Annotated in this window: 22 protein-coding genes and 2 tRNA genes; 12 read left to right on the top strand and 12 right to left on the bottom strand. The window is 69.0% G+C overall.

From position 1 onward, the window contains the following. Positions 1-13 precede the first annotated feature (13 nt). Positions 14-532: a tRNA adenosine deaminase-associated protein gene (locus ABD108_RS16725; RefSeq protein ID WP_220657346.1), complete on the bottom strand. Its 519-nt coding sequence runs from the start codon at positions 530-532 to the stop codon at positions 14-16. An 84-nt stretch (positions 533-616) separates the two neighbouring features. On the opposite strand from ABD108_RS16725, the gene ABD108_RS16720 reads away from it, so the two are divergent. Beyond that, positions 617-1,582, top strand: coding sequence for a prephenate dehydrogenase (locus ABD108_RS16720; RefSeq protein ID WP_220658532.1), 966 nt, complete (start codon positions 617-619; stop codon positions 1,580-1,582). Here ABD108_RS16720 and ABD108_RS16715 read toward each other — a convergent pair. From ABD108_RS16715 to ABD108_RS16705, 3 genes are all read right to left on the bottom strand, one after another. Beyond that, complete coding sequence (locus tag ABD108_RS16715; protein WP_220658531.1) at positions 1,579-2,130, bottom strand: putative glycolipid-binding domain-containing protein; 552 nt, start codon at positions 2,128-2,130, stop codon at positions 1,579-1,581. The two genes, ABD108_RS16720 and ABD108_RS16715, sit on opposite strands and share 4 nt — an antisense overlap. A 114-nt stretch (positions 2,131-2,244) precedes the next feature. Next, positions 2,245-2,637, bottom strand: a complete 393-nt coding sequence (locus tag ABD108_RS16710; protein ID WP_220657345.1) for a RidA family protein — start codon at positions 2,635-2,637, stop codon at positions 2,245-2,247. A gap of 2 nt (positions 2,638-2,639) precedes the next feature. Next, positions 2,640-3,086, bottom strand: a complete 447-nt coding sequence (locus ABD108_RS16705; protein WP_220657344.1) for a DUF6918 family protein — start codon at positions 3,084-3,086, stop codon at positions 2,640-2,642. A 193-nt stretch (positions 3,087-3,279) separates the two neighbouring features. On the opposite strand from ABD108_RS16705, the gene ABD108_RS16700 reads away from it, so the two are divergent. From ABD108_RS16700 to ABD108_RS16680, 5 genes are all read left to right on the top strand, one after another. Then, on the top strand, positions 3,280-5,316 hold the full coding sequence (locus tag ABD108_RS16700; protein ID WP_343930855.1) for a CocE/NonD family hydrolase: 2,037 nt from the start codon (positions 3,280-3,282) through the stop codon (positions 5,314-5,316). A gap of 69 nt (positions 5,317-5,385) precedes the next feature. Beyond that, positions 5,386-6,615: a GAF domain-containing protein gene (locus ABD108_RS16695; protein WP_305112334.1), complete on the top strand. Its 1,230-nt coding sequence runs from the start codon at positions 5,386-5,388 to the stop codon at positions 6,613-6,615. 101 nt (positions 6,616-6,716) lie between these two features. Beyond that, the gene (gene exaC, locus ABD108_RS16690) at positions 6,717-8,240 is read left to right on the top strand and encodes an acetaldehyde dehydrogenase ExaC (RefSeq protein ID WP_220657342.1); all 1,524 of its coding nucleotides are present in this window, start codon (positions 6,717-6,719) and stop codon (positions 8,238-8,240) included. Positions 8,241-8,427: 187 nt separating this feature from the next. Next, positions 8,428-8,820: a hypothetical protein gene (locus ABD108_RS16685; RefSeq protein ID WP_343930854.1), complete on the top strand. Its 393-nt coding sequence runs from the start codon at positions 8,428-8,430 to the stop codon at positions 8,818-8,820. A 54-nt stretch (positions 8,821-8,874) separates the two neighbouring features. Then, positions 8,875-9,585, top strand: coding sequence for a phosphatase PAP2 family protein (locus ABD108_RS16680; RefSeq protein ID WP_220657340.1), 711 nt, complete (start codon positions 8,875-8,877; stop codon positions 9,583-9,585). Between the two features lie 11 nt (positions 9,586-9,596). On the opposite strand, the gene ABD108_RS16675 is transcribed toward ABD108_RS16680, so the two are convergent. The 4 genes from ABD108_RS16675 to ABD108_RS16660 form a co-directional block, all read right to left on the bottom strand. Beyond that, on the bottom strand, positions 9,597-10,745 hold the full coding sequence (locus ABD108_RS16675) for a YncE family protein (RefSeq protein WP_343930853.1): 1,149 nt from the start codon (positions 10,743-10,745) through the stop codon (positions 9,597-9,599). Continuing rightward, positions 10,715-11,836, bottom strand: a complete 1,122-nt coding sequence (locus ABD108_RS16670; protein WP_343930852.1) for a YncE family protein — start codon at positions 11,834-11,836, stop codon at positions 10,715-10,717. Before ABD108_RS16670 ends, ABD108_RS16675 begins: the two co-directional genes overlap by 31 nt. Before the next feature lie 47 nt (positions 11,837-11,883). Beyond that, the gene (locus ABD108_RS16665) at positions 11,884-13,938 is read right to left on the bottom strand and encodes a lipoxygenase family protein (RefSeq protein WP_343930851.1); all 2,055 of its coding nucleotides are present in this window, start codon (positions 13,936-13,938) and stop codon (positions 11,884-11,886) included. Between the two features lie 497 nt (positions 13,939-14,435). Beyond that, the gene (locus ABD108_RS16660) at positions 14,436-14,801 is read right to left on the bottom strand and encodes a DUF779 domain-containing protein (RefSeq protein ID WP_343930850.1); all 366 of its coding nucleotides are present in this window, start codon (positions 14,799-14,801) and stop codon (positions 14,436-14,438) included. Between the two features lie 288 nt (positions 14,802-15,089). Here ABD108_RS16660 and ABD108_RS16655 point away from each other — a divergent pair, with 288 nt between their 5' ends. Then, entirely contained in the window at positions 15,090-15,515 is a 426-nt protein-coding gene (locus tag ABD108_RS16655) for a DUF5994 family protein (protein WP_343930848.1), read from the top strand. Positions 15,516-15,581: 66 nt separating this feature from the next. Here the strand turns inward: ABD108_RS16655 and ABD108_RS16650 are convergent. From ABD108_RS16650 to ABD108_RS16635, 4 genes are all read right to left on the bottom strand, one after another. After that, a tRNA-Arg gene (locus tag ABD108_RS16650) sits at positions 15,582-15,654 on the bottom strand. Positions 15,655-15,692: 38 nt separating this feature from the next. Further along, a tRNA-Ser gene (locus ABD108_RS16645) sits at positions 15,693-15,784 on the bottom strand. A 111-nt stretch (positions 15,785-15,895) separates the two neighbouring features. Next, the gene (locus ABD108_RS16640) at positions 15,896-16,375 is read right to left on the bottom strand and encodes a hypothetical protein (protein WP_343930847.1); all 480 of its coding nucleotides are present in this window, start codon (positions 16,373-16,375) and stop codon (positions 15,896-15,898) included. Between the two features lie 124 nt (positions 16,376-16,499). Continuing rightward, on the bottom strand, positions 16,500-17,060 hold the full coding sequence (locus ABD108_RS16635; protein WP_305112323.1) for an RNA polymerase sigma factor: 561 nt from the start codon (positions 17,058-17,060) through the stop codon (positions 16,500-16,502). A gap of 114 nt (positions 17,061-17,174) precedes the next feature. Between ABD108_RS16635 and ABD108_RS16630 the strand changes: the two genes are divergently transcribed. Genes ABD108_RS16630 through ABD108_RS16610 form a run of 5 tightly spaced genes read left to right on the top strand, consistent with a single transcriptional unit; the run spans position 17,175 to position 19,504 of the window. Continuing rightward, positions 17,175-17,639 (top strand): Asp23/Gls24 family envelope stress response protein, encoded by a 465-nt coding sequence (locus tag ABD108_RS16630; RefSeq protein ID WP_220657332.1) that lies wholly within the window; start codon positions 17,175-17,177, stop codon positions 17,637-17,639. Next, a complete protein-coding gene (locus ABD108_RS16625) occupies positions 17,636-17,956 on the top strand; it encodes a hypothetical protein (RefSeq protein ID WP_343930846.1) in 321 nt (106 codons plus the stop codon). The genes ABD108_RS16630 and ABD108_RS16625 overlap by 4 nt, the downstream gene beginning before the upstream one ends. After that, the gene (locus tag ABD108_RS16620) at positions 17,953-18,135 is read left to right on the top strand and encodes a DUF2273 domain-containing protein (protein WP_220657330.1); all 183 of its coding nucleotides are present in this window, start codon (positions 17,953-17,955) and stop codon (positions 18,133-18,135) included. The genes ABD108_RS16625 and ABD108_RS16620 overlap by 4 nt, the downstream gene beginning before the upstream one ends. Before the next feature lie 2 nt (positions 18,136-18,137). Continuing rightward, positions 18,138-18,929, top strand: a complete 792-nt coding sequence (locus ABD108_RS16615; protein WP_343930845.1) for a hypothetical protein — start codon at positions 18,138-18,140, stop codon at positions 18,927-18,929. Then, positions 18,926-19,504: an Asp23/Gls24 family envelope stress response protein gene (locus ABD108_RS16610; protein WP_220657328.1), complete on the top strand. Its 579-nt coding sequence runs from the start codon at positions 18,926-18,928 to the stop codon at positions 19,502-19,504. Before ABD108_RS16615 ends, ABD108_RS16610 begins: the two co-directional genes overlap by 4 nt. Positions 19,505-19,532 lie beyond the last annotated feature (28 nt).

Here is a 19,532-nt window from a genome sequence, read left to right as displayed (position 1 = left end):
GAGATGCGGCACGTCAGCTCAGGGCGTCGAGGATCTTCGCCAGCTCGCCCTCGAACTGCAGGCGCTCGGCGATCACCTGCACCTGCTCGTCGGCGTACAGATCCGGATCGGCCAGCAGCACGCTGAGCTCCTGCTCGCCGAAACCGAGATCGCCGAGGATGCTCAGATCGCCCTCGGGCCAGGGATCGGTCTCGTCGACCTCGTCGGGGTCGAGATCGGGCACGTCCACGTCGAGCCGCTCCAGCGTCTGCTCCGCCAGATCGTCGAAGACGGCGGCGGTGGCGTCGGAGAGCAGCAGCCGGGTGCCCGACGGTCCGGGGCGCACGATCACGAAGTACTCGTCGTCGACGTTGAGCAGTCCGAACGCCGCGCCCGCCGCCCGCAACGACCTGAGTTCCTCCTCGGCGGTGCCCACGTTCGCCAGCGCGGCGGGGGCGAGCAGCGAGACGGTCCAGCTCGTCTCGTCGCGCACCACCGCCACGGCGTAACCGTCGATGTTCTTGTAGTGCTCCGGCGAGGTCTGTGCGGCCATGGGAGAACCGTAACCGGATTTACGCCTGAACAGAATGTCTCGAACGCCTTCTTCACGGCCTGTGGAACCCTGGACCCCGTGTCCGTGCAGCGTGCTCCCCATTCCGATGTCCCCGTGTGCGTCCTCGGCCTCGGCCTGATCGGCGGCTCGATCCTGCGGGCCCTGCACCGCGCGGGCCGTCCGGCGTACGGCTGGAACCGCTCGGCGGCCGCCGCCGACGACGCCTCGGCCGCCGGTTTCGACGCCTCCTCCGATCTCGCGGCCACGCTGCGGCGTGCCGACGCGGGCCACATCGTGGTGATCGCCGTCCCCGTGCCCGCGCTCGATCCGGTGCTCGCCGCGATCGCCGAGCACGCCCCGAACGCCTGGCTCACCGATGCGGTGAGCGTGAAGGGCGATGTGGCGCGCCGGGTGGCCGATGCGGGACTCACCGAGCGCTACGCGGGCGGGCACCCGATGGCGGGCACCGCCTTCTCGGGTTGGGAGGCCACCGACGCCGCATTGTTCGACGGTGCCACCTGGGTGGTCACGGCCGACGACGCCACCCCGGCACGGGCCTGGCGGCTGGCGGCCTCGGTGGGTCTGGACTGCGGCGCCGTGGTGGTGCCCGCGGGATCCACCGAGCACGATGCCGCGGTCGCCCGGATCTCGCATTCGGTGCACGTGGTGGCCGAAGCGGTGGCGATCACCGCGGAGCTCGATCCGGCGGCGAAGCAGTTGGCACTCACGTTGGCGGCCAGCAGCTTCCGCGATGTGACGCGGGTGGCGGGCACGGCGCCGTCGCTGGTGAACGCGATGTGCGAGGCGAACCGGGACGCCCTGCTGGACGCGCTCGACGACACCATCGCCGAGCTGATCTCCGCGCGCACCGAGCTGGCCGACAGCGGCACCGTCCGCGATATCACCGAGCGCGGCTACGCGGCGCGCAAGGCCTACGAGAACGCCCGCCGCACCCCGTTCGTCCCCGTGCTCGACGGGGCGGGATGGCAGCGGGCGCTGCGGGAGGCCGGCCACGCGGGAGGCGTGGTCACGGCGCTACCCGGAAGTTAGTCGACGCGGCGGGCGAGACCGGGGTAGTCGAGCACGAAGCCGTCCTCGTCGACCGCCAGCTTGGAGCTGGAGACCGGCGAGATCACGGTGATGCCGTCGGCGGCGGCCGCGTAGTTGATCACGGTCTCCTTCACCTGCAGGCTGGGCAGCTCGACGTACACCACGGGCACGTCGACCTCCTCGATGTGGCTCTGCAGGTCGTAGCGGCGAATGGTGAGCGCGTTGAAGAAGGCCGACTTGAGCACGTCCACGCTGAGCGCGCCGGAGAAGAAACCGCGCTCGGCGCCCTGCGCGCCCTGCACGAGCCAATGGCTCTCGCCGTCGCGGGCGATGGTCACCTGGGCCTCACCGGACGCGGTCAGCGCATGCACGGACAGCCGCTTGGTGACGCCCTCGTCGTCGGTCACCAGGTCGTACGAGGCGTTGAACGCGGGACCGTCGGCGGACGGCGCGGCGATGATCCGGCCGTACGCCTTGATCCGGTCGCCCGTCACCTGGACGCGCACGGACTCGAGGAGGTTCCCGTCGTCCGAGCGGAAGGTGAGCATCCGAGGCCAGCTGCCCCCGGTGATCACGGTGGCACCGGGGTCTGCGGAAGTAGCGTTGGTCACGGGATACACGGTAACCCCTAGCACGATGTGCCCCGGGACACACCGCGCCCGCTACAGGGCGGCCACGGCCTCCAGCTCGACCACCTGGTCGTCGTAGCGCAACCGGCTCACACCGATGATCGATACCGGCGGCACAGTCTCGAAGAGGCCGCTGAGGGCGTCCTCGGCCACCTGCAGATCAACCTGCAGGTGCTCGGAGACGAAGACGGTGAGCCGGGCCACGTCGGCCAGGCCGGCGCCGCGCTCGCCGAGGATGGTCGCGAGGTTCTCGACCGCGCCCTTGATCTGGCCCTGCACATCGCCGGGGGCCACGGTGGTGCCGCCGACATCCCGCGCGGCGACGCCCGCCACGTGCAGGGTGGCGCCCGCGGGCACGGTGGCGCTGTAGGCGTGCGAGACCGCGGTGGTCAGCGTGTCGGAGCCGTTGAGCTGTACGTTCGCCATGATCAGGCCGCGTTCTTCTGCACGACCGCGCCCACGCGGGGCAGGGCGGCGACCACGTTCTCCTTGGCCTTGCCGCGCAGGCTGCCGTAGGCCTTGCGCAGGGCCGGCTGGCTGGTGGATTCGGCGCGCCGATCGGTGACGGCGAGCAGGGCGTCGCCCACCTCGTCGCCGCGGGAGGCGAGGTACTGGCCGAAGTCGCCGGGGCCCTGGGCCTGGAAGTCGGCCCAGAACGGGTCGAGTGCGGACGCGAACTCGGGCAGCAGCTTGGTGAGCGCGGACTCGATCACCGACGGCGAGACCTTCTTCACGGCGCCGTAGGCCGCCTTGATCGCGGTGCCGGAGAGGCCGCTCTTGTCCTTGACCTCAGCGTCGACCACGGAGGCGAAGTCGGCCACCACGGCGGGCTGCCGGGCGGGGTCGAGAAGCGAGGTGGTCAGCGACGTGGACACGGTGGGGACCTCCGGAACGAGACGATTCGACAGGCGCCGGGCGGCGCCGTGATCGAGCTTATAGGCCGCCCGTGGCGCCCGCAGACGCCCCGGCGAGCGGCGACGAAAGGCAACGAATCGGCCACAAACCGGGTTCGGTTTTGTGAGGTGCGTCACCTGTGCTCTAGGTTGAGGCTTGAAGGAAGGGGTTGCAATGACGAGCAGCCGATCCGGCAGGGCGAACGCCCGGCAGGCGCCCGCGCGGGGCCCGGTGCGGTTCCCGCTGTGGGACCGGGGACGCGCGCTCCCCGTCCCCAACCGGGAGCATCACGCCCGCGTCGACCACGTGCTCCCGCTCGGCGATCCCACCGGCGGCGCCGACGCCCGCGCCTGGCGCGAGGCCGTGGACGGCCGGCTCACCTATCCCCGCGTGCACATCGACCGCAACGTCGACATCACGATGTCCGACGGTGTGCGGCTGCGCGCCACCGTGGTGCGGCCCGCGGAGCGCGACGGCCGCCCGGTACCGACGCCCTACCCCGCGATCCTCAATCTGAACCCGTACAACCGCACCGTGGTCGATGCGATCGACGAGAGCACCCACGCCGCCTTCCTGGGCCCGGCGCTGACCAGGGCCGCCAAGCCGCTCACCGCGGGCACGGTGGACCTGTCGGGCGGCCTGCTGGAGGGCTTCGGCATCAATCGCCGGCTGGTGCGCAGCGGCTACGCCCAGGTGATCGTGGACGTGCGCGGCACCGGCACCTCGCACGGGGTGTGGCAGATCCTGGGGCCGCGCGAGCAGCAGGATTCGGTCGAGGTGATGGACTGGGCGCGCGAACAGCCCTGGTGCAACGGCAAGCTGGGCATGGGCGGCTGGTCGTACTCCGCGATCAACTCCTTGCAGGCCGCGGGCCACAACCCCGAGGGGCTCGGCGCGATCTTCGCGATCGAGGGCAGCGAGGACATCGTCCGCGACATCTACATCACGGGCGGCCTGCCGTCGGTGTTCATTCCACTGTGGCTGGGCGCGGTGAACGCGCTGAAGTGGCTGTACAACCCGCGCACGCTGCTGCGGGACACCGTGAACGGCAACGTGATCCGCTGGCTGATGAGCCGCATCGGTTCGCCCGCCACCGAGCTCGGGTCGGTGGTGCGCGGTGTGGTCACCGGCCGCGATCCGCGAGTGAACGACAACCCGTACTTCACCGAGCGGCACGCGAAGGTCGATGCGATCACGGCTCCCACGTTCCTGTTCGGCGGCTGGCACGACCTGTTCGGGCGCAGCACCCCGCGGATCTACTCGCGCCTGAATCTGCCTGCGGGACAGAAGCAGATGGTGATCACCGACGGCTATCACTTCGATATGGGCTCCGGTTTCGGCGGTACCCAGGCGCCGCCGCGCATCGATGTGCTGGAACGGGCCTGGTACGACCGGTGGCTCAAGGGCATCGACAACGGTGTCGACCGCTACGGCCCGGTCACCCTGGAGCAGCAGGGTGGCGGCTGGACCGCGGGCGAGTCCTTCCCCCGCGCGGGCGCCCGCACCCAGCGGCTGTACGCGACGCCGGTACCGTCGGGCACGGCGGAGCACGCGCGCTACGACGGTGGCCTGGCCACCTACCCGGCGCGGCGGCGCGATCTGGCGTCCACGCGGATCGACCTGCGCGGCTTGGCCTCCCCGGATCTGACGCACGTGCTCGCGGGCCTGACGAAGGCGCTGCCCTTCACCGACGATGCGAGCCTGCAGGAGCGCGGCGCGATCTCCTTCACCTCTCCGCCGGCGGCCGCGCCGGTGCAGCTGAGCGGCGCGATCAACGTGCATCTCGTGACGCGCTGCGAGGGCGAGGAGGCGATCTGGACCGTCACGGTGAACGATGTGGCGCCGGACGGCACCTCCACGGTGCTCACCGGCGGGGCGCTCATGGCCTCGAACCGGGCGATCGACGAGGCGCGCAGCGAGTACGACGCCGATGGCGAGTTGCTCGCGCCCTTCCATCCGCTCACCTGGTCGGCGAAGCAGAAGGTGGTGCCGGGCGAGACGATCGAGCTGGACGTGGACGTGGTGGCCACCGATGCGCTGATCGAGGAGGGCCACCGGCTGCGGGTGGACGTCTACGCCGGCAGCGTGCCGCGGTACCTGGCCACCCTGCCCGACCTCGCGCGCACCCGGCTGGGCCGGCAGGACGTGCTGCTACGCCCCGATCGGCCGAGCTACGTGAGCCTGCAACTGGTGGGCGATCCCGGCTGGTGACCCCGCGGGCCTTTGCGCCCCGCAAACCGGCTCCGCGGCGCCCGATTCGGGGCTATCTTCGGTGACAGGATGGTTGCTGCTACTCGGACCGCCGCGCGGAATTCCACCGCGCGGCTGCACAGGATGTTCGTCGACGGTGCGGTCGACGAGTCGGTGCTGCGCGGGTCGGCACTGCGCCGGCTGATCGCCGAGAGCTGGCAGCGCAGCAAGGCCGTGGGCGTGAACCCGGACGGCGAGGCACCGTCGGGCCGGGAGACCCTGGACGGACTGCGCGCCCGCAACCCCCTCAGCACGGTGATGCCGGTGATCCGGCGGCTCCTGGTCGACGACTCCCCCGGCACGATGGTGGCGGTGGCCAATCATGAGGGCACGCTGCTGTGGGTCGAGGGCGACGGTGCCTCCATGCGCCGGGCGGCGGCGATGAACTTCGCCCCGGGCGCGGTGTGGAGCGAGACCGCGGCGGGCACCAACGCGCCGGGCACGGCGCTCGCGCTGGACACCGAGGTGCAGATCTCGGGCTCGGAGCATTTCGCGCGGCTGGCGCACGGCTGGAACTGCACGGCGGTGCCGATCCACGATCCGTTCACGCGCGCGCCGATCGGCGTGCTGGACGTGACAGGCGGTCCGCAGGTGGCCACACCGCAGGCGTTGTCGCTGGTGCGGGCGGCGGCGATGGCCGTGGAGGGGCAGCTCGCGGTGATGCGGTTGACCGCCGCGGCACCCGCGCCGTCGGCCCGGTTGCGACTCCTGGGCGGGCACCCGTCCCTGCAGCTCGACGGCCGGAACGTGCCGCTCACCGGCCGGCACGCCGACATCCTGGCTCTGCTGCTGCGGCACCGCGAGGGCCTGACCGCCGATCACCTGGCCCTGCTGCTCGACGAGCGCGATCTGGACGTGGTCACGGTGCGCGCGGAGATCTCGCGGCTGCGGAAGTCGATCGGCGCGGAGTTCCTGGGCTCGCGGCCGTACCGGCTGCTCAAGCCGATCGAATCGGACGCCGACGGGGTGGCCGTCGCGGTGCGCGAGGGCCGGGTGCTGGACGCACTGTCGGCGTATCCGGGGCCGCTGCTGCCGCAGTCGGTGGCGCCGGGCGTCGCGCGGCTGCGCACGGAGCTGTCCGAGTCGCTGCGGGCGGCGGTGCTGGCCACCCGCGATCTGGGTCTGCTGCGCCGCTGGCTCGACCTGCCGGAGGGCCGTGACGACCGGGCCGCCTGGGAGGCGCTGCACCGCGGGTCGACGGGGATCGCCCGGGCCGAGGCCGACGGCCGGCTCGCGGGCCTCGACTTCGATCTCGCCTGAGGATCTCGCCTGAGCGATTGCGCGGCTGCAACGTCGTTGCAACGCTCGGAGGCCTAGCGTGGGTTGTGACTTGAGTCACCCAACTCACCTGGAGGCACGTCATGACCGTTTACGCACGTCCCGGGGCTCCCGGCTCCCTCATGAGCTACCAGTCGCGGTACGACAACCTGATCGGCGGCCAGTGGGTCGCGCCCGTGAAGGGGCAGTACTTCGAGAATCCGTCGCCGGTGACGGGGCAGGTCTTCTGCGAGGTGGCCCGCTCGACCGCGGAGGACATCGAGCTGGCGCTCGACGCGGCGCACGCCGCCGCCCCGGCATGGGGGAAGACCTCCGCCACCGCCCGCGCCAACATCCTGCTGCAGATCGCCGACCGGATGGAGCAGAACCTCGAGGCGATCGCCGTCGCCGAATCGTGGGAGAACGGTAAGCCGGTCCGCGAGACCCTCAACGCCGATATCCCGCTGGCGATCGATCACTTCCGCTACTTCGCCTCGGTGCTGCGGGCCCAGGAGGGCAGCATCTCGGAGATCGACGAGAACACCGTGGCCTACCACTTCCATGAGCCGCTGGGTGTTGTGGGACAGATCATTCCGTGGAACTTCCCGATCCTGATGGCCGTGTGGAAGCTGGCGCCCGCGCTGGCCGCAGGCAACGCGATCGTGCTCAAGCCGGCGGAGCAGACCCCGGTCTCGGTGCTGTACCTGTTCTCGCTGATCGGCGACCTGCTGCCCCCGGGCGTGGTGAACATCGTCAACGGTTTCGGCCTGGAGGCGGGCAAGCCCCTGGCCTCGTCGAAGCGGATCCGCAAGATCGCCTTCACCGGCGAGACCACCACGGGCAAGCTGATCGCGAGCTACGCCGCGGAGAACCTGATCCCGGCCACCCTGGAGCTGGGTGGCAAGAGCCCGAACGTCTTCTTCAAGGACGTGCTGGCGGCGAACGACGATTACCAGGACAAGGCCCTGGAGGGCTTCACCATGTTCGCGCTGAACCAGGGCGAGGTGTGCACCTGCCCGTCGCGCGCGCTGCTGGAGGCACCGATCTTCGACGAGTTCCTGGAGCTGGGTTCGATCCGCACCAAGTCGATCCGCCAGGGCGATCCGCTCGACACCGAGACGATGATCGGCGCGCAGGCGTCGAAGGAGCAGCACGAGAAGATCCTGTCGTACATCGACATCGGCAAGAACGAGGGCGCCACGCTGGTCACCGGTGGTGAGGCGGCCGATCTCGGCGGCGACCTGTCCGGCGGGTACTACATCCAGCCCACCATCTTCTCGGGCACGAACGACATGCGGATCTTCCAGGAGGAGATCTTCGGTCCGGTGCTGGCCGTGACCTCTTTCGACGGCTACGACAACGCGATGGAGATCGCCAACGACACCCGCTACGGCCTCGGTGCCGGCGTGTGGTCGCGCAACGGCGACATCGCCTACCGCGCTGGTCGCGACATCCAGGCGGGCCGCGTGTGGACCAACACCTATCACCAGTACCCGGCGCACGCCGCCTTCGGTGGCTACAAGGATTCGGGTATCGGCCGGGAGAACCACAAGATGATGCTCGATCACTACCAGCAGACCAAGAACCTGCTGGTCTCCTACGCGCCCACCGCGCAGGGCTTCTTCTGAGCCGACGAGTGACCGGCACCGGGTGAGGGTGTCCGCGGCGCCGTCCCCGATTCGTCGGGGGCGGCGCCGTCGTCTGGGTCGGGCCGTCATCTTCGGTGCGGAACTGTGGTGAGACCGTGCACCCGCACCGCAGTTCCGCACCGAAGTTCCCTCGCCATCGCTGCCGTCCGGGCCTACGGTGCAGTTCATGAGCTTCGATGTCGCACCCGATCGCCGGGTTCGCATGATGAGTGACTACAGCGGACCGCCGCTGTGGTCGCTCTACGGCGGTGTCGACGGCGAGGCGCTCGGTATCCCAGCCCCAGTGAGCGCCGAGCTCGATGCATGGCAGGACCTCTTCGACACGGGATTCCACTTCGACACGGGCTGGAGATCGGACGACCTCGCGCGGGAATACGAGGCAGAGGGACGGCGGCTGCTGCCGCTGGTCGCTGCGGCGCTGCCCGGATTCCTCGTCGAACTGGACCTGTGGCCGGTGCGCGAGGAGAAGGTGAGCGCCGGCGGCTGGTTCGACGGCTGGACGCCGCCGCCTCCGCGAACCGACGGCCAGTGGACGGCGTACCGCCCCGATCCGGGCTGAGCTTTACCCGCTCATGGGTTGCGGGGTGCGACGCGTCGCAGGCAATCTGGCGGGATGCCGTTCTCCTGGAAGTCCCTCCGCTGCGACGTGACGTCGCTGGTCGTCGCCGTGGCGTTGGTCGCGGCCACCGTGGTGTGGGGACTGCTGCTGAACCGTCGACCGATCTCCGAGGCGGACGGCCAGGTGCTGCACGAGATGGTGCTGCACCGCAGCGAGGCGACCACCACGCTGATGCGGGCGATCACGGACTTCTTCTCCCCCACGGTCACTCTCGTGCTCGCCGCGCTGATCGCCGGACTCCTCGCCTGGCGGCGCTCACCGGCGGCGGCGGTCTTCGTGCTGGGGTCGACGGCGGCTGCCGCGGCGATCGCCTACGTCCTCAAGGCGGCGTTCGCGCGTCAGCGGCCGCCGGTGATCGATCACCTCGTCGACGAGCACGACTTCGGCTTCCCGTCGGGCCACGTGACGGGGACGACGGCGCTGCTGGTGGCCACCACGATCGCGCTCACCGTCGGTTGGTCGACGCGGCGCGCGCTGCTGGCCCTGGTGGTGCCGGCGGTCTTCGTCGGTGCCGTCGCGGCGAGCCGGTTGTACCTCGGCGTGCACTGGTTCTCCGATACGGCAGCGGGTGTGGCCATCGGTCTCGCGGGTATCGCGGCTGCGCTCGCCGTGCTCCCGCCGGCATCCTGGGCCGGAATCGACCACCGGATCGCCGCGGTGATCCGCCGCGGCCCCGTTCGGCGCCCGGTGTCGGCGCGCCGCTGATACCGGACGGCTCAGTCCGGGTACGCGCCCGCCACGAACGCGCCCTTGACGGTGAACTCGCCGCGGGTCTCGAGGGTGCGGGTGTCGATCTTCACCAACCGGGTGTTGAGCCCGAGATACTTCGCGGACCAGGCCTGGTGCTTGGCCTTGTACTGCCAGTCCCACACCGTCGGCGCCCAGAACGGTAGCGGCGGGCCGTCTTCGACCACGCTGATGTAGCCCGTGTTCCCGTCCCGGGAGAAGCCCACGTACACGGCGGCGCCGGGAGTGGACATCCTCCGCTTCTCCTTGCCGGTCTGCGCGTCGAGGATGCGGATGTCATTGGTGCTGTAGTTGCACACCCACAGTTCGCGGCCGTCGGGACTCAGGGTGGCTGAGATCGGTCCGGCGGCGAAGGGTTCGATGGGCACCGTCGCGCGGACGGTCCAACTCGCCGAGTCGATGATCGCCACATTCGAGTAGAAGTTGATCGCGTACTGGGTGCCGCCGTCGGCACTGCTCGCTCCCCAGCCCGGAACCAGGCCACCGAGCAGAAGCGGTGCGCCCGCCACGGCACCGGTCTGTGCGTCGTACCGGGTCGCAGTACCCATCGCCGCGTAGGCGTAGATGTACTTCTCATCGTTCGAGACCTCGATGTGCGCGATCCCCGGCGGCAGCCAGATCGGAACGGTTCGAACGAGTTCGAGGGTCTGCGTATCGAAGACCTGCACAACAGAGGCCGCGGTCGGCACGTACAGGCGCCTGCCATCACGCGACATGGTGATCGTCGCGTAGGCGGCGAGGAGCGTCGGGAGCTTCTTGATGATCCGGCCCGTGGCGGCGTCGATGACCGTCACGCTCATCTCGATCGGTCCGAAGTTGCCGACGAAGATCTTCGACCCGTCGTACGAGGCCTTGGCCACCATGGGGTGGTCCTCGGCGCCCACACGTACTTCGCGCTTCTGCGTCATCGTGGCCGCGTCCACCTCGAGGACGGTATCGGCGCCGTAATTGGGGATCCAGATCGATCCCCCGGGCCCCGTCGAACTTCCCGGAATCGAGGGATTGGCCGCTGCCGGCGCCGCGCCACCGACGCCGGCACCGACCCCGGCAACGAGGATCGTCGCGGCGAGCAGCGCGGTGGCCGCCCTCATCGCGCCGGCTTCAGTGGCGGTACCCACGCGGGGATGCCCGGTCCACGGCCGGTCGGGATCCTGCCCAGCACGTCATCGCTCCGCGGATCGATGACCACGAGGGAGCCCTCACCGAGCGTGCCGAACAGCACCAGCTTGGCGAACACGGCTGCCTCGCCGATAGGGGTGGGATGTCCCAGCGAGGTGGGGCCGAGATCGGAGATGTAGCCGCGGGTTCCGTCGTCGCTGAAGATGATCGACGGGGTGTAGCCCACGGTGGGGATCTCGCGGATCACCGCGTCGGTCCGGGTATCGATCACCAGAACGTTGGGCCGGCCGAACATCGTGACGTACAACTTGCGACCGTCCGGCGAGAGCGTCGAGGTGAACGCTCCGGGGTTGGCCGGGCTGTACTTCCCGTCCTCGGAGGTGTTGATCGTCTTGACCAGGCGCCACGACTTCATATCGATGACGCCGATCGAGTTGACCGTATCGACGTACGCCTTGGACCCGTCGTTGGTGAACGTGTACCAGAACGGGGACACACCTCCGGTGAAGATCGGGGGCTTGACCACGGCGCCGGTCTTCGGGTCGATTCCCGCCAGGAAACCCGTTGAGAATCCCACGTACATCAGACCGTCCGGCCCGGCGATCGCACCGACCGGAACATCGGGGTAGTGGAAGCGCCGCACCACCTTCTCGGTTTTCGCGTCCATCACCTCCACGGTGAATCCCTGTTCGGGCAGATAGATCTCCGTGCCGTCGGCGGAGGTGAAGGCGCCGAGCGGTGTCGAGAGCACCGGCACGGTCCGGTCGACTCCGGTTTCCCGGTTGATCACCGTGACCGTGGGCGGTATCTGGCCGAAGTTGTCCATGAAGATCTTCTTGCCACCCGGGGTGATGGCGGTGACGGCCGGCTTCGCGGCACCGTCCTTCATCGGTATGTAGCGCGTGACCCTGTTGGTGAACGTATCGATGACCGCGATGCGCTCGGAATCGACTTCCGGGAGCCACAGCTCCCCGGGCGGTCCGGCCGGCGGCAGGCCCTCCTTCCCCGAGACCACCGGCGGCGCCGCAGGCGTCGCGGCCGGGGGCGCCAGGAGACTGACGGCCAGCGTCGTGACGACGAGACCCGCCATCAGTCGGATCCGTGCGGGCTGAGAACGATCCATGGGGCGGTGCCTCTCTAGATGTTGGTGCTCATCGGGATGTTGCTGGGCATCAGGTACGGATACGGCCATTTCCGGCGGCTGTTGCGCGTTGTGATCACCGCTTCGGCCTTGGCGAGATTGCTCTTGAAGTCCTTCAGGGGACCGCGTATTCGCGGGTCGACCAACGCCTCGGGGTGCGGGAAGACATTCGTCCGGTAGTCACCGAGCCTGCGGTAGTACACGGTCCCCAGCAGGTTGAAGAAGTACATCTGTGCGAGTGCGGTGAGGAACGTGGGCATCATGTCGAACCAGTCGCGCTCGGTGTAGTTCCGCTTCTCCTTCACCGGAAGGGCCGCGAGCGTCCCGGAATAGTGCGGTGCGTACGACATCTCATCGCGCTGGAGATAGTTGACCGCGGCGTGCTGCGCGCTCGCGGTGAAGATGATCATCGTGATCACCTCGACGAGGGACTTCCTGTTCCGCACCGGAGGAATGCCCGCGATCTTGCCTTGATCCCTCGCCTCGGCGAGCCATCGTCCGAGGTCCGCATCGGCCGCGACCGCGGCGTCGTCGCGGTAGTACACCCAGACGTAGTCGTGCACCCAGCGTTCGATCGCCGACCAGATCAACCGTGCATCGTCCCGGTACGGGAAGTCGATATCGGGATCGTCCATGCCCCGTGATGCCAGGTCGCGTTCCGGAATCGAGTCCGTGAAGTTCCAGTCGAGACGGGCTTTTCCGGCTGTCGATTGGGTGTCCGAGATGTCGGAGGCGAGGATCAGGTCACCGAAGGTCTCGGGCCCCATGATGATCGATGCGGCGAGGTTGTTGATGAACAGGTCGCCTTCGAAGTGGGGGATCAGCAGGGTGTGAAGCGGGTGCCCCGGAGGGAGTTGCCGGTGTGCGGCAACGCAGAACGCCTCGGAGATCAGGTGCGTGCGCGCCAGGTGACTGAACATCTCGTGGTGATTGAAGTCGGCGGTCTGAACGATGGTCTTGGCCATCCGCCAGCCCCAGTAGTCGCTCGACGTGGAGGTCCGCGTGGCGGCGTAGAAGACGGGACTCTCCCCCGGGACCTGCCCCACCTGAATCGCAGCGGGCTTGAGCTGACGACTCCCGCGCGGCCGCCAGAAGATCGCGATCGGCGCGGTGTTCCAATTCGGACCGGTCAACAGCTTGTACGTCGCATCCTCCTTCGCCATGCGCCCTAGCGGGCGATAGTCGCAGAGGAACAGCCGGCCTTCGGCGAGCGCGACGCGCAGGGACTCTCCCGTGGCCGCGGCGAACTTGGCATCGTCGATCTTCGCGCTGCGCGGCAATCGCTCGGAGACCTTCTCGATGATCATGGGGTTGGGGCCCGCCAGCCTGGTGTGCCCGAAGAAGTCATCGTCACGCAGCCTCTCCGCCACCGGCGGAAGCGGAATCGATCCCCACATCGCGTTGTAGCGCTGGAGGTTTCCCTTGTCCCCGATGTCCCCGATCCACAGTTTCTGACCGACCAGCGCACGCTCGACGGCCCCGAACACGGTGCGGCGGATGGCCTGCAATGCGGACAGGATGCCGAGGAGGGCCGTGACCCAGGTGCCGACCACTGCCTTGTCCGTGGCATCGACGACCGTGTCGAGTGTGGCGCTGAGGTACTTCTTCGACAGTGCGTCGACCGCGCGGGCGATCCCGGCGAACTGGTTCTTGAGGGCACGGATCTGCAGACTGCAGGCCAGGGTTTCGGACTTGAGCTGGGGCAGAACGGCGATCACGACGCTGTCGACGAGGTTCTCGACCAGATTGAGGAAGTTGTCGATGAACTCGATCAACCAATCGATCGTCGGATTCTCGCCCAGTGGTAGGTCGGCCGACATCGGCACGCCGACGACGTTCTCGATGGTGGTGGACCAGCGGTAGGTCTGCCTGGCCTCCGCGAGGAGACGGGCCCGGGTAGCGAGCTGATCGGGCGAGCAATCTGCGGTGAGGCGCGGAATCCATTGGGAGGAAGGCTCCGCCGATGCATCAGGGATCGCTGACAACAGCGGCTGGGCGGCGACGACGCCACCGGCGATGAAGGCGACCTTGAACGCACTTCGACGATTCACTGACATACTTCTCACTCCCCGCGGCCCGGATCACCATCCACACGGGCGGATGGCTTCGAACCGTGACCACCTGCACTACAACATCTTCGAAGCGCGAACCTCACGCGGATCACTCCACCGAGGTTGTGCTGCTTCACTCAGTGAAAGCAGTCCTTCGGCATACTGTTTGCTTTTGCAACTCAGGAACCTACCAACTGAAATGCTTGGGCGCCAGCGTGTCTCAGAACACACGTCTGAATTTCGTTTTCCCCTAGGGGATCTCATCACCCGATTTGCGGCACTTGCACCTTTATCTGTGACGATTCCTTGTCGATGCCGTGTCGATTCCGTGAAGCCGAAGGGCCGCCGCTCCGGGCTGAGCACCGGATATCAGTGCTGCGTCGCAGTCTCGGGAAGCGAATCCGCCGGTAGCCGGTGGTGCGGTCCGCTGGTGTCGCAGTTTTCGGGCCGCCCTGTCGCAGATCGGGACCGTTCGCCGAACGGGAGCGGCAGTTCGATCAGCCTTCCGGCGTGGGGCAGGAGGCGGCGATGTCCACCCGCGAAACGAATCGCCGGCCGCTCGATCCCTCCAGTGAGAAACCGGCGGCCCGGCCGGGTACGGCGTCCAGGGTCAGGGTGCTCTTCTCCCAGACCCGCGCCTCCGCCTCGGACACCCACACGGGCACGAGCGCACCGTCGCCCAGGTCGACGGTGCCGAGCCGCACGTTCGCATCGCCGACGCGGAACTCCTCCACGGTGAAGCACATCGGGGCGGAGCCGTCGCAGCAGCCGCCGCTCTGGTGGATCAGCAGCGGCCCGTGCTGCCCCCACAGATCACGGAGCAGTGCCCGCGCCTCCGACGTCGATTCCACGCGCTCGCCCATTACCCTCCTTTTCCGTACAACGACGGTAGCCGGTGCCGGTCGCCCCGTCACGAGATCGTCACCGCCGAGATCACGGAAGGCGCGTAGGCTCGAAGGCAGGAGTCGAAAACCCCACCGGGATCAGCCCGGTGCTCCCGGCTCCGTTCAGCGGGCGAGCCCGATCTCACCAGCAGGGAGCGCCATGACGAAGAAGAACGAACTCCAGCCTCCGCGACGGCGCCGGAAGTGGCCGTGGATCGTGTTCGGAGTGTTCGTACTGTGCACCATTCCCGGATTCATGTAGCCGGGGTGCCTACCCCCCGGAAGTCCCCCGAGGCTCTGCGACGGCTGCTCGAACGTCCGCACGCCAGGCCCGGGCGCGCGGTTCCGGGACGCGTACTCCTGCCGCGGCACCGCACTCGCGCCCGCATGGTCGACGGGGTCTGGTGGCCGCGGTCCCGCGACCTGAGGGCGGAGCTCCCCAGCGTGCTCCCGGCACTCGGCATCCGGCTCCAGACGCTGACCCTGATCCGGTTCTGCACCGCCGATTGGACCACCCGCGCCGCCGTGCTGCACCGTCCCGAGTCCGTCCCCATCGAGCTCGCCCTGATGAACACCGAGGGCCTCATCAGCTTCTCCGGCCCGGATGTCACCGTGGTCTACGGCCTGATCGCGCCGGACGCGAATCTGCACCAGGCGGAGCAGCTGGTCGCCCGCCTCCTCGACGTGCCGTAGCGCCCGGCGATCCCGTGCAACGAATCAGGTCCGGCTCCCTGCTGGGAACCGGACCTGATTTCACTGTGCGCCCGAAGGGATTCGAACCCCTGACCTTCTGATCCGTAGTCAGATGCTCTATCCACTGAGCTACGGGCGCATACCCATTTTCAATTGTCGCCGGTCCGAAGACCGCCGTGGCGGAGGCGAGAGGATTTGAACCTCCGGTCCGGTGTTGGCCGGACAACTCATTAGCAGTGAGTCCCATTCGGCCGCTCTGGCACGCCTCCAAGTAGGACGCGATACGCGAGCGCTCCGTACGGGGCACGCGCAACCGCCGAGCAGCTACTTTACACAACGCTCCCGTAACCCACAAAACCGCAGGCCACGCCGCTTCCGGCCTAGTTCTGCCCGCTGGTCACGAGGTCCTCCCACGTGAGGTCCACGCGCACCTCCACCGGGCCGACGATGCCGGCGAGCACGGCGGCCGCGCGGTCGCGGAGCCGATCGCCACCCACGAACATCGTCTCCGCACGCGCTCCGGTGCCCACGGCCACGAGGTGCACGTGCACACCGGTCACCGCGGCACCGTCGAGGACGAACTCGATATCGGCGATGGCGGCGGATTCGGCCGCCGCCTCGTCGGAGAGCGCGATCGTGAGCGCCTTGGTGAGCGCGAGTTGCGTGATGTCAATACCGGGCTTCGTGGTCGCCACCGGCCGCGAGCGCCGGGGAAGCCCGGAAACCTGGTGGGACACCGCGGAGCGAAGCCGTTCGATCGCGTCGGCACCCCAGCCGGACGCGGCCTCGGGGGCGTCGGACTCGGATGCGGTCAGGCCCGCGAGCCGACGGGTCGCGTCGGCAATCCATTCGTTCGCCACCGGGGCTCCGGGAACGTGGTCTTTTGCTGGAGTGAAACTCATAGCTCCCCCAGTGTGACCACGAATCGTCCGCTTGTACAAGGCCGGAAACCGGCGATCCGCGCCGGAAGGGTCGTCAGATGGGTCATGGGCGGTATCCCTCCAGGGCCTCCGCGAGATGGCGTCGCGTGCGCTGCAGGTGCCCGCGCACCGACCCCTCGGTGGTGCGCAGCACGGCGGCGATCTCGGCGGTCGACAGGCCGTCCACCTCGCGCAGCCACCACGCCGCCCGGGACGGATAGGGCAGCCGGGCCAGCTCCCGGCTCAGTGCGCCGAGGAAGTCGCTGTCGGCGGCCAATTCGACCGGGCCTGGGTCCGTGGTCGCAACGTCCTGCACCATGTCGGACACCACGACCGCATGGCGGCGTCGCAGCACGTCGACGGTCTTGCGCGAGGCGATGGAGAACAGCCAGGTGCGCACGCTGGACCGGAAGGCGAAGGTCGGCAGCGCCTTCCATGCCGCGATCAAGGACTCCTGCACCACGTCGTCGCAGTCGGTGCGTTGCGGGAAGGTGCGCGCCACGAAGCGGAACAGGGCCGGCGCATGCCTCTGAACGAGCGCATCGAAGGCGGCGGCATCGCCGCGCTGTGCCCGCCTGGTGAGGGTCTCGTCGGAGAGCGACGACAACAGCTCCGGGTCGTTCAACCATCCTCCTTCGTGAGATAGGTCACAACCGCGTGCCGATCTCGTGTCCGAGCCGACTCACTCCATAGTGCCGGAAAGGATCCCGGCACATCAGTCGACACAAGGAGACGGAAGATGACCTCGACCACCACCAGCCCTGCTGCCTCGACTGCCACCGAGAAGACCCCCGGCTCGGAGGTCGCGACCGCCAACGGCCGCGGCTCGACCAACATCGCCGATGTCGTGGTGTCGAAGATCGCCGGAATCGCGGCGCGCGAGGTGGACGGCGTGTACGACCTGGGCGGCCAGGCCGCCCGCGTGGTCGGCAAGATCCGCGAGACGCTGCCCGGCGCACCCGACCTGACGCAGGGCGTCACCGTCGAGGTCGGCGAGAAGCAGGCCGCGGTCGATGTGGCGATCGTCGCGGAGTACGGCGTGGCCATTCACGATCTCGCCGCCGGCATCCGGAACAACGTGATCGATGCGATCGAGTCGATGACGGGCCTGCAGGTCACCGAGGTCAACGTGACGGTGCACGACGTGCACTTCCCGGATTCCGACGATGACGAGACCCCCGCCACGGAGTCGCGAGTCCAGTGAGCCACGCACACGCCGAACGCATCGACCGGATCGTCGCCGCGGTGACGGCGGTCGACGGTGTGGCGGGGCTGCACGCCGGGGCCGCGGGCTCGGCCGCGACCTACCTCCCCGGCCGGACGGTGCCCGGTATCCGGGTCGATGACGAGTCGGGGCAGGTGAGCATCGTCGTCGAGTTCCGTGGCGATACCGACCTCGTCGCCATCGCCGAGAGCGCTCGACAGGCCGCGACCGACGCGGCCGGGGTACCGATCCAGGTGATCGTGGCCGATATCCGGGTGCCGGAGAGCACCGACCGTTCGAAGGAGATGACCGCATGACGCAGAACTTCACCGTGTGGGGAGCCGTGATCGGCCTCCTGCTGGCGATCGCCGCAGTCTCCGGGGGCCTCGTGGGATTCCTCCTGGCCATCGTGCTCGGCGGCGCCGGGCTCGCGATCGGAGCGCACTTCGACGGCCTGATCGATCTCACCGCCCTGCGGCGGCGCGACCGGAGCTGACCATGACCTCCGAAGCGGTGACCCCTGACGCCGTGACCTCCGACGCGGCGCCGCAAGGCGAGGCGGCGGACGGTGCGGACCGCGCCTGCCGCGGCCGGACGGTGATCGACGACCGCGTGCGCCAGCGGCTGATCGAACACGCCGTCCTGTCGGTTCCCGGCACGGTGCGGCACCGCGGCCTCCCGCTGCGGCAGCTCCCGTCGATCCGTTTCGCGGACAGCGAGCGGAAGGACGTGCAGGTGCAGGTGGCGGCCGAATGGCCGCTGGACGCATCGCGGTTGGTGGATTCGGTGCGCTGGGCGGTCGACGATGAGCTGGCCCGCAGCCTGGGCGAATCACCGTCCTCCGTGCACGTCCACGTGGCTCGCGTCAGTGGCGAATCGTCGGCTCCGCGACGCGCTCTCGCGCTGCACACCGCAACCGAGACCGAGCCGGAGCCGCACGCCACACTGGACGCCCGGCGCAATGCGCCCCGCCGCGCGGCGGGATCGAGCATCGTCGCGGTGCCCGTGCTGTTCGCCTTCCTGGTGCTCGGCGTCCTCGCGCTGCGCGACAGCCTGGTCTCGCTGGGCTGGGTGGGTGGCGGCCGGTGGATCGACGCGGTCCCCCGGATCGCCGACGACCTGCGGTGGGCGTGGTGGACGTGGCCCGCGGCGATCGCCGCGATCGTGGTCGGCCTCGTGCTGGTGATCGCTGCGGTGAAGCCGCGCAAGCGCAGTCACACGCCGATCTCCGACGAACTCTGGCTGGGCCGCCGAGCGGCTCGCGCGCGACGGAAGGGAGCACGTTCATGAGGTCGTCCACACGGGTCATCGACCGCATCCTGGCGGGCGTACTGGGCCTGGCGCTGATCGCGGGCGGCGCGTGGCTGCTCGCCTACCGGCAGGGCGTGGCGTTCACCACCGAGGCCACGCACCGGCTCGCGCCGGACGTGATCGCGGCCTCGCCCGATAAGCCGTGGTGGCAGGCGTCGGTGGTGGCGGCGGGCGTTCTGCTGGTCCTCGTGACCGCCTGGCTGCTGGTGCGGCACCTGCGCGCACCGGCCTCGAAGACCGTCGACACCGAGGACGGCGGCAGCGTCGACCTCGGGAAGGTCGCCGAGGCCGTGGCCGACGATCTGGCGCGCAGCGAGCTGATCCGGCGGGCCCGCTCGGCCACGCTGGTGGAGCGGGGACACCCGGTGATCCGGGTGTCGGTCACCGTGGCGCCCGGCGCGAGCGACGAGGAATTGGCCGCCTTGGCGCGAGCGGCGCAGCACGAGGTGACCCGGGCGACGAATCCCGATGTGCGGCTACAGGTCCTCATCAACGGTGAGGACACGAGCGATCGGCGCCGCGACCACGCGGTGGCCGGAACACCAGAGGCTTGAGGTGGAGACCCCACCTCGGGAAATGAAT

The sequence above is a fragment of the Tsukamurella strandjordii genome, assembly GCF_039525985.1.
GTDB lineage: Bacteria > Actinomycetota > Actinomycetes > Mycobacteriales > Mycobacteriaceae > Tsukamurella > Tsukamurella strandjordii.
This window is presented reverse-complemented; position numbering and strand designations above follow the sequence as displayed.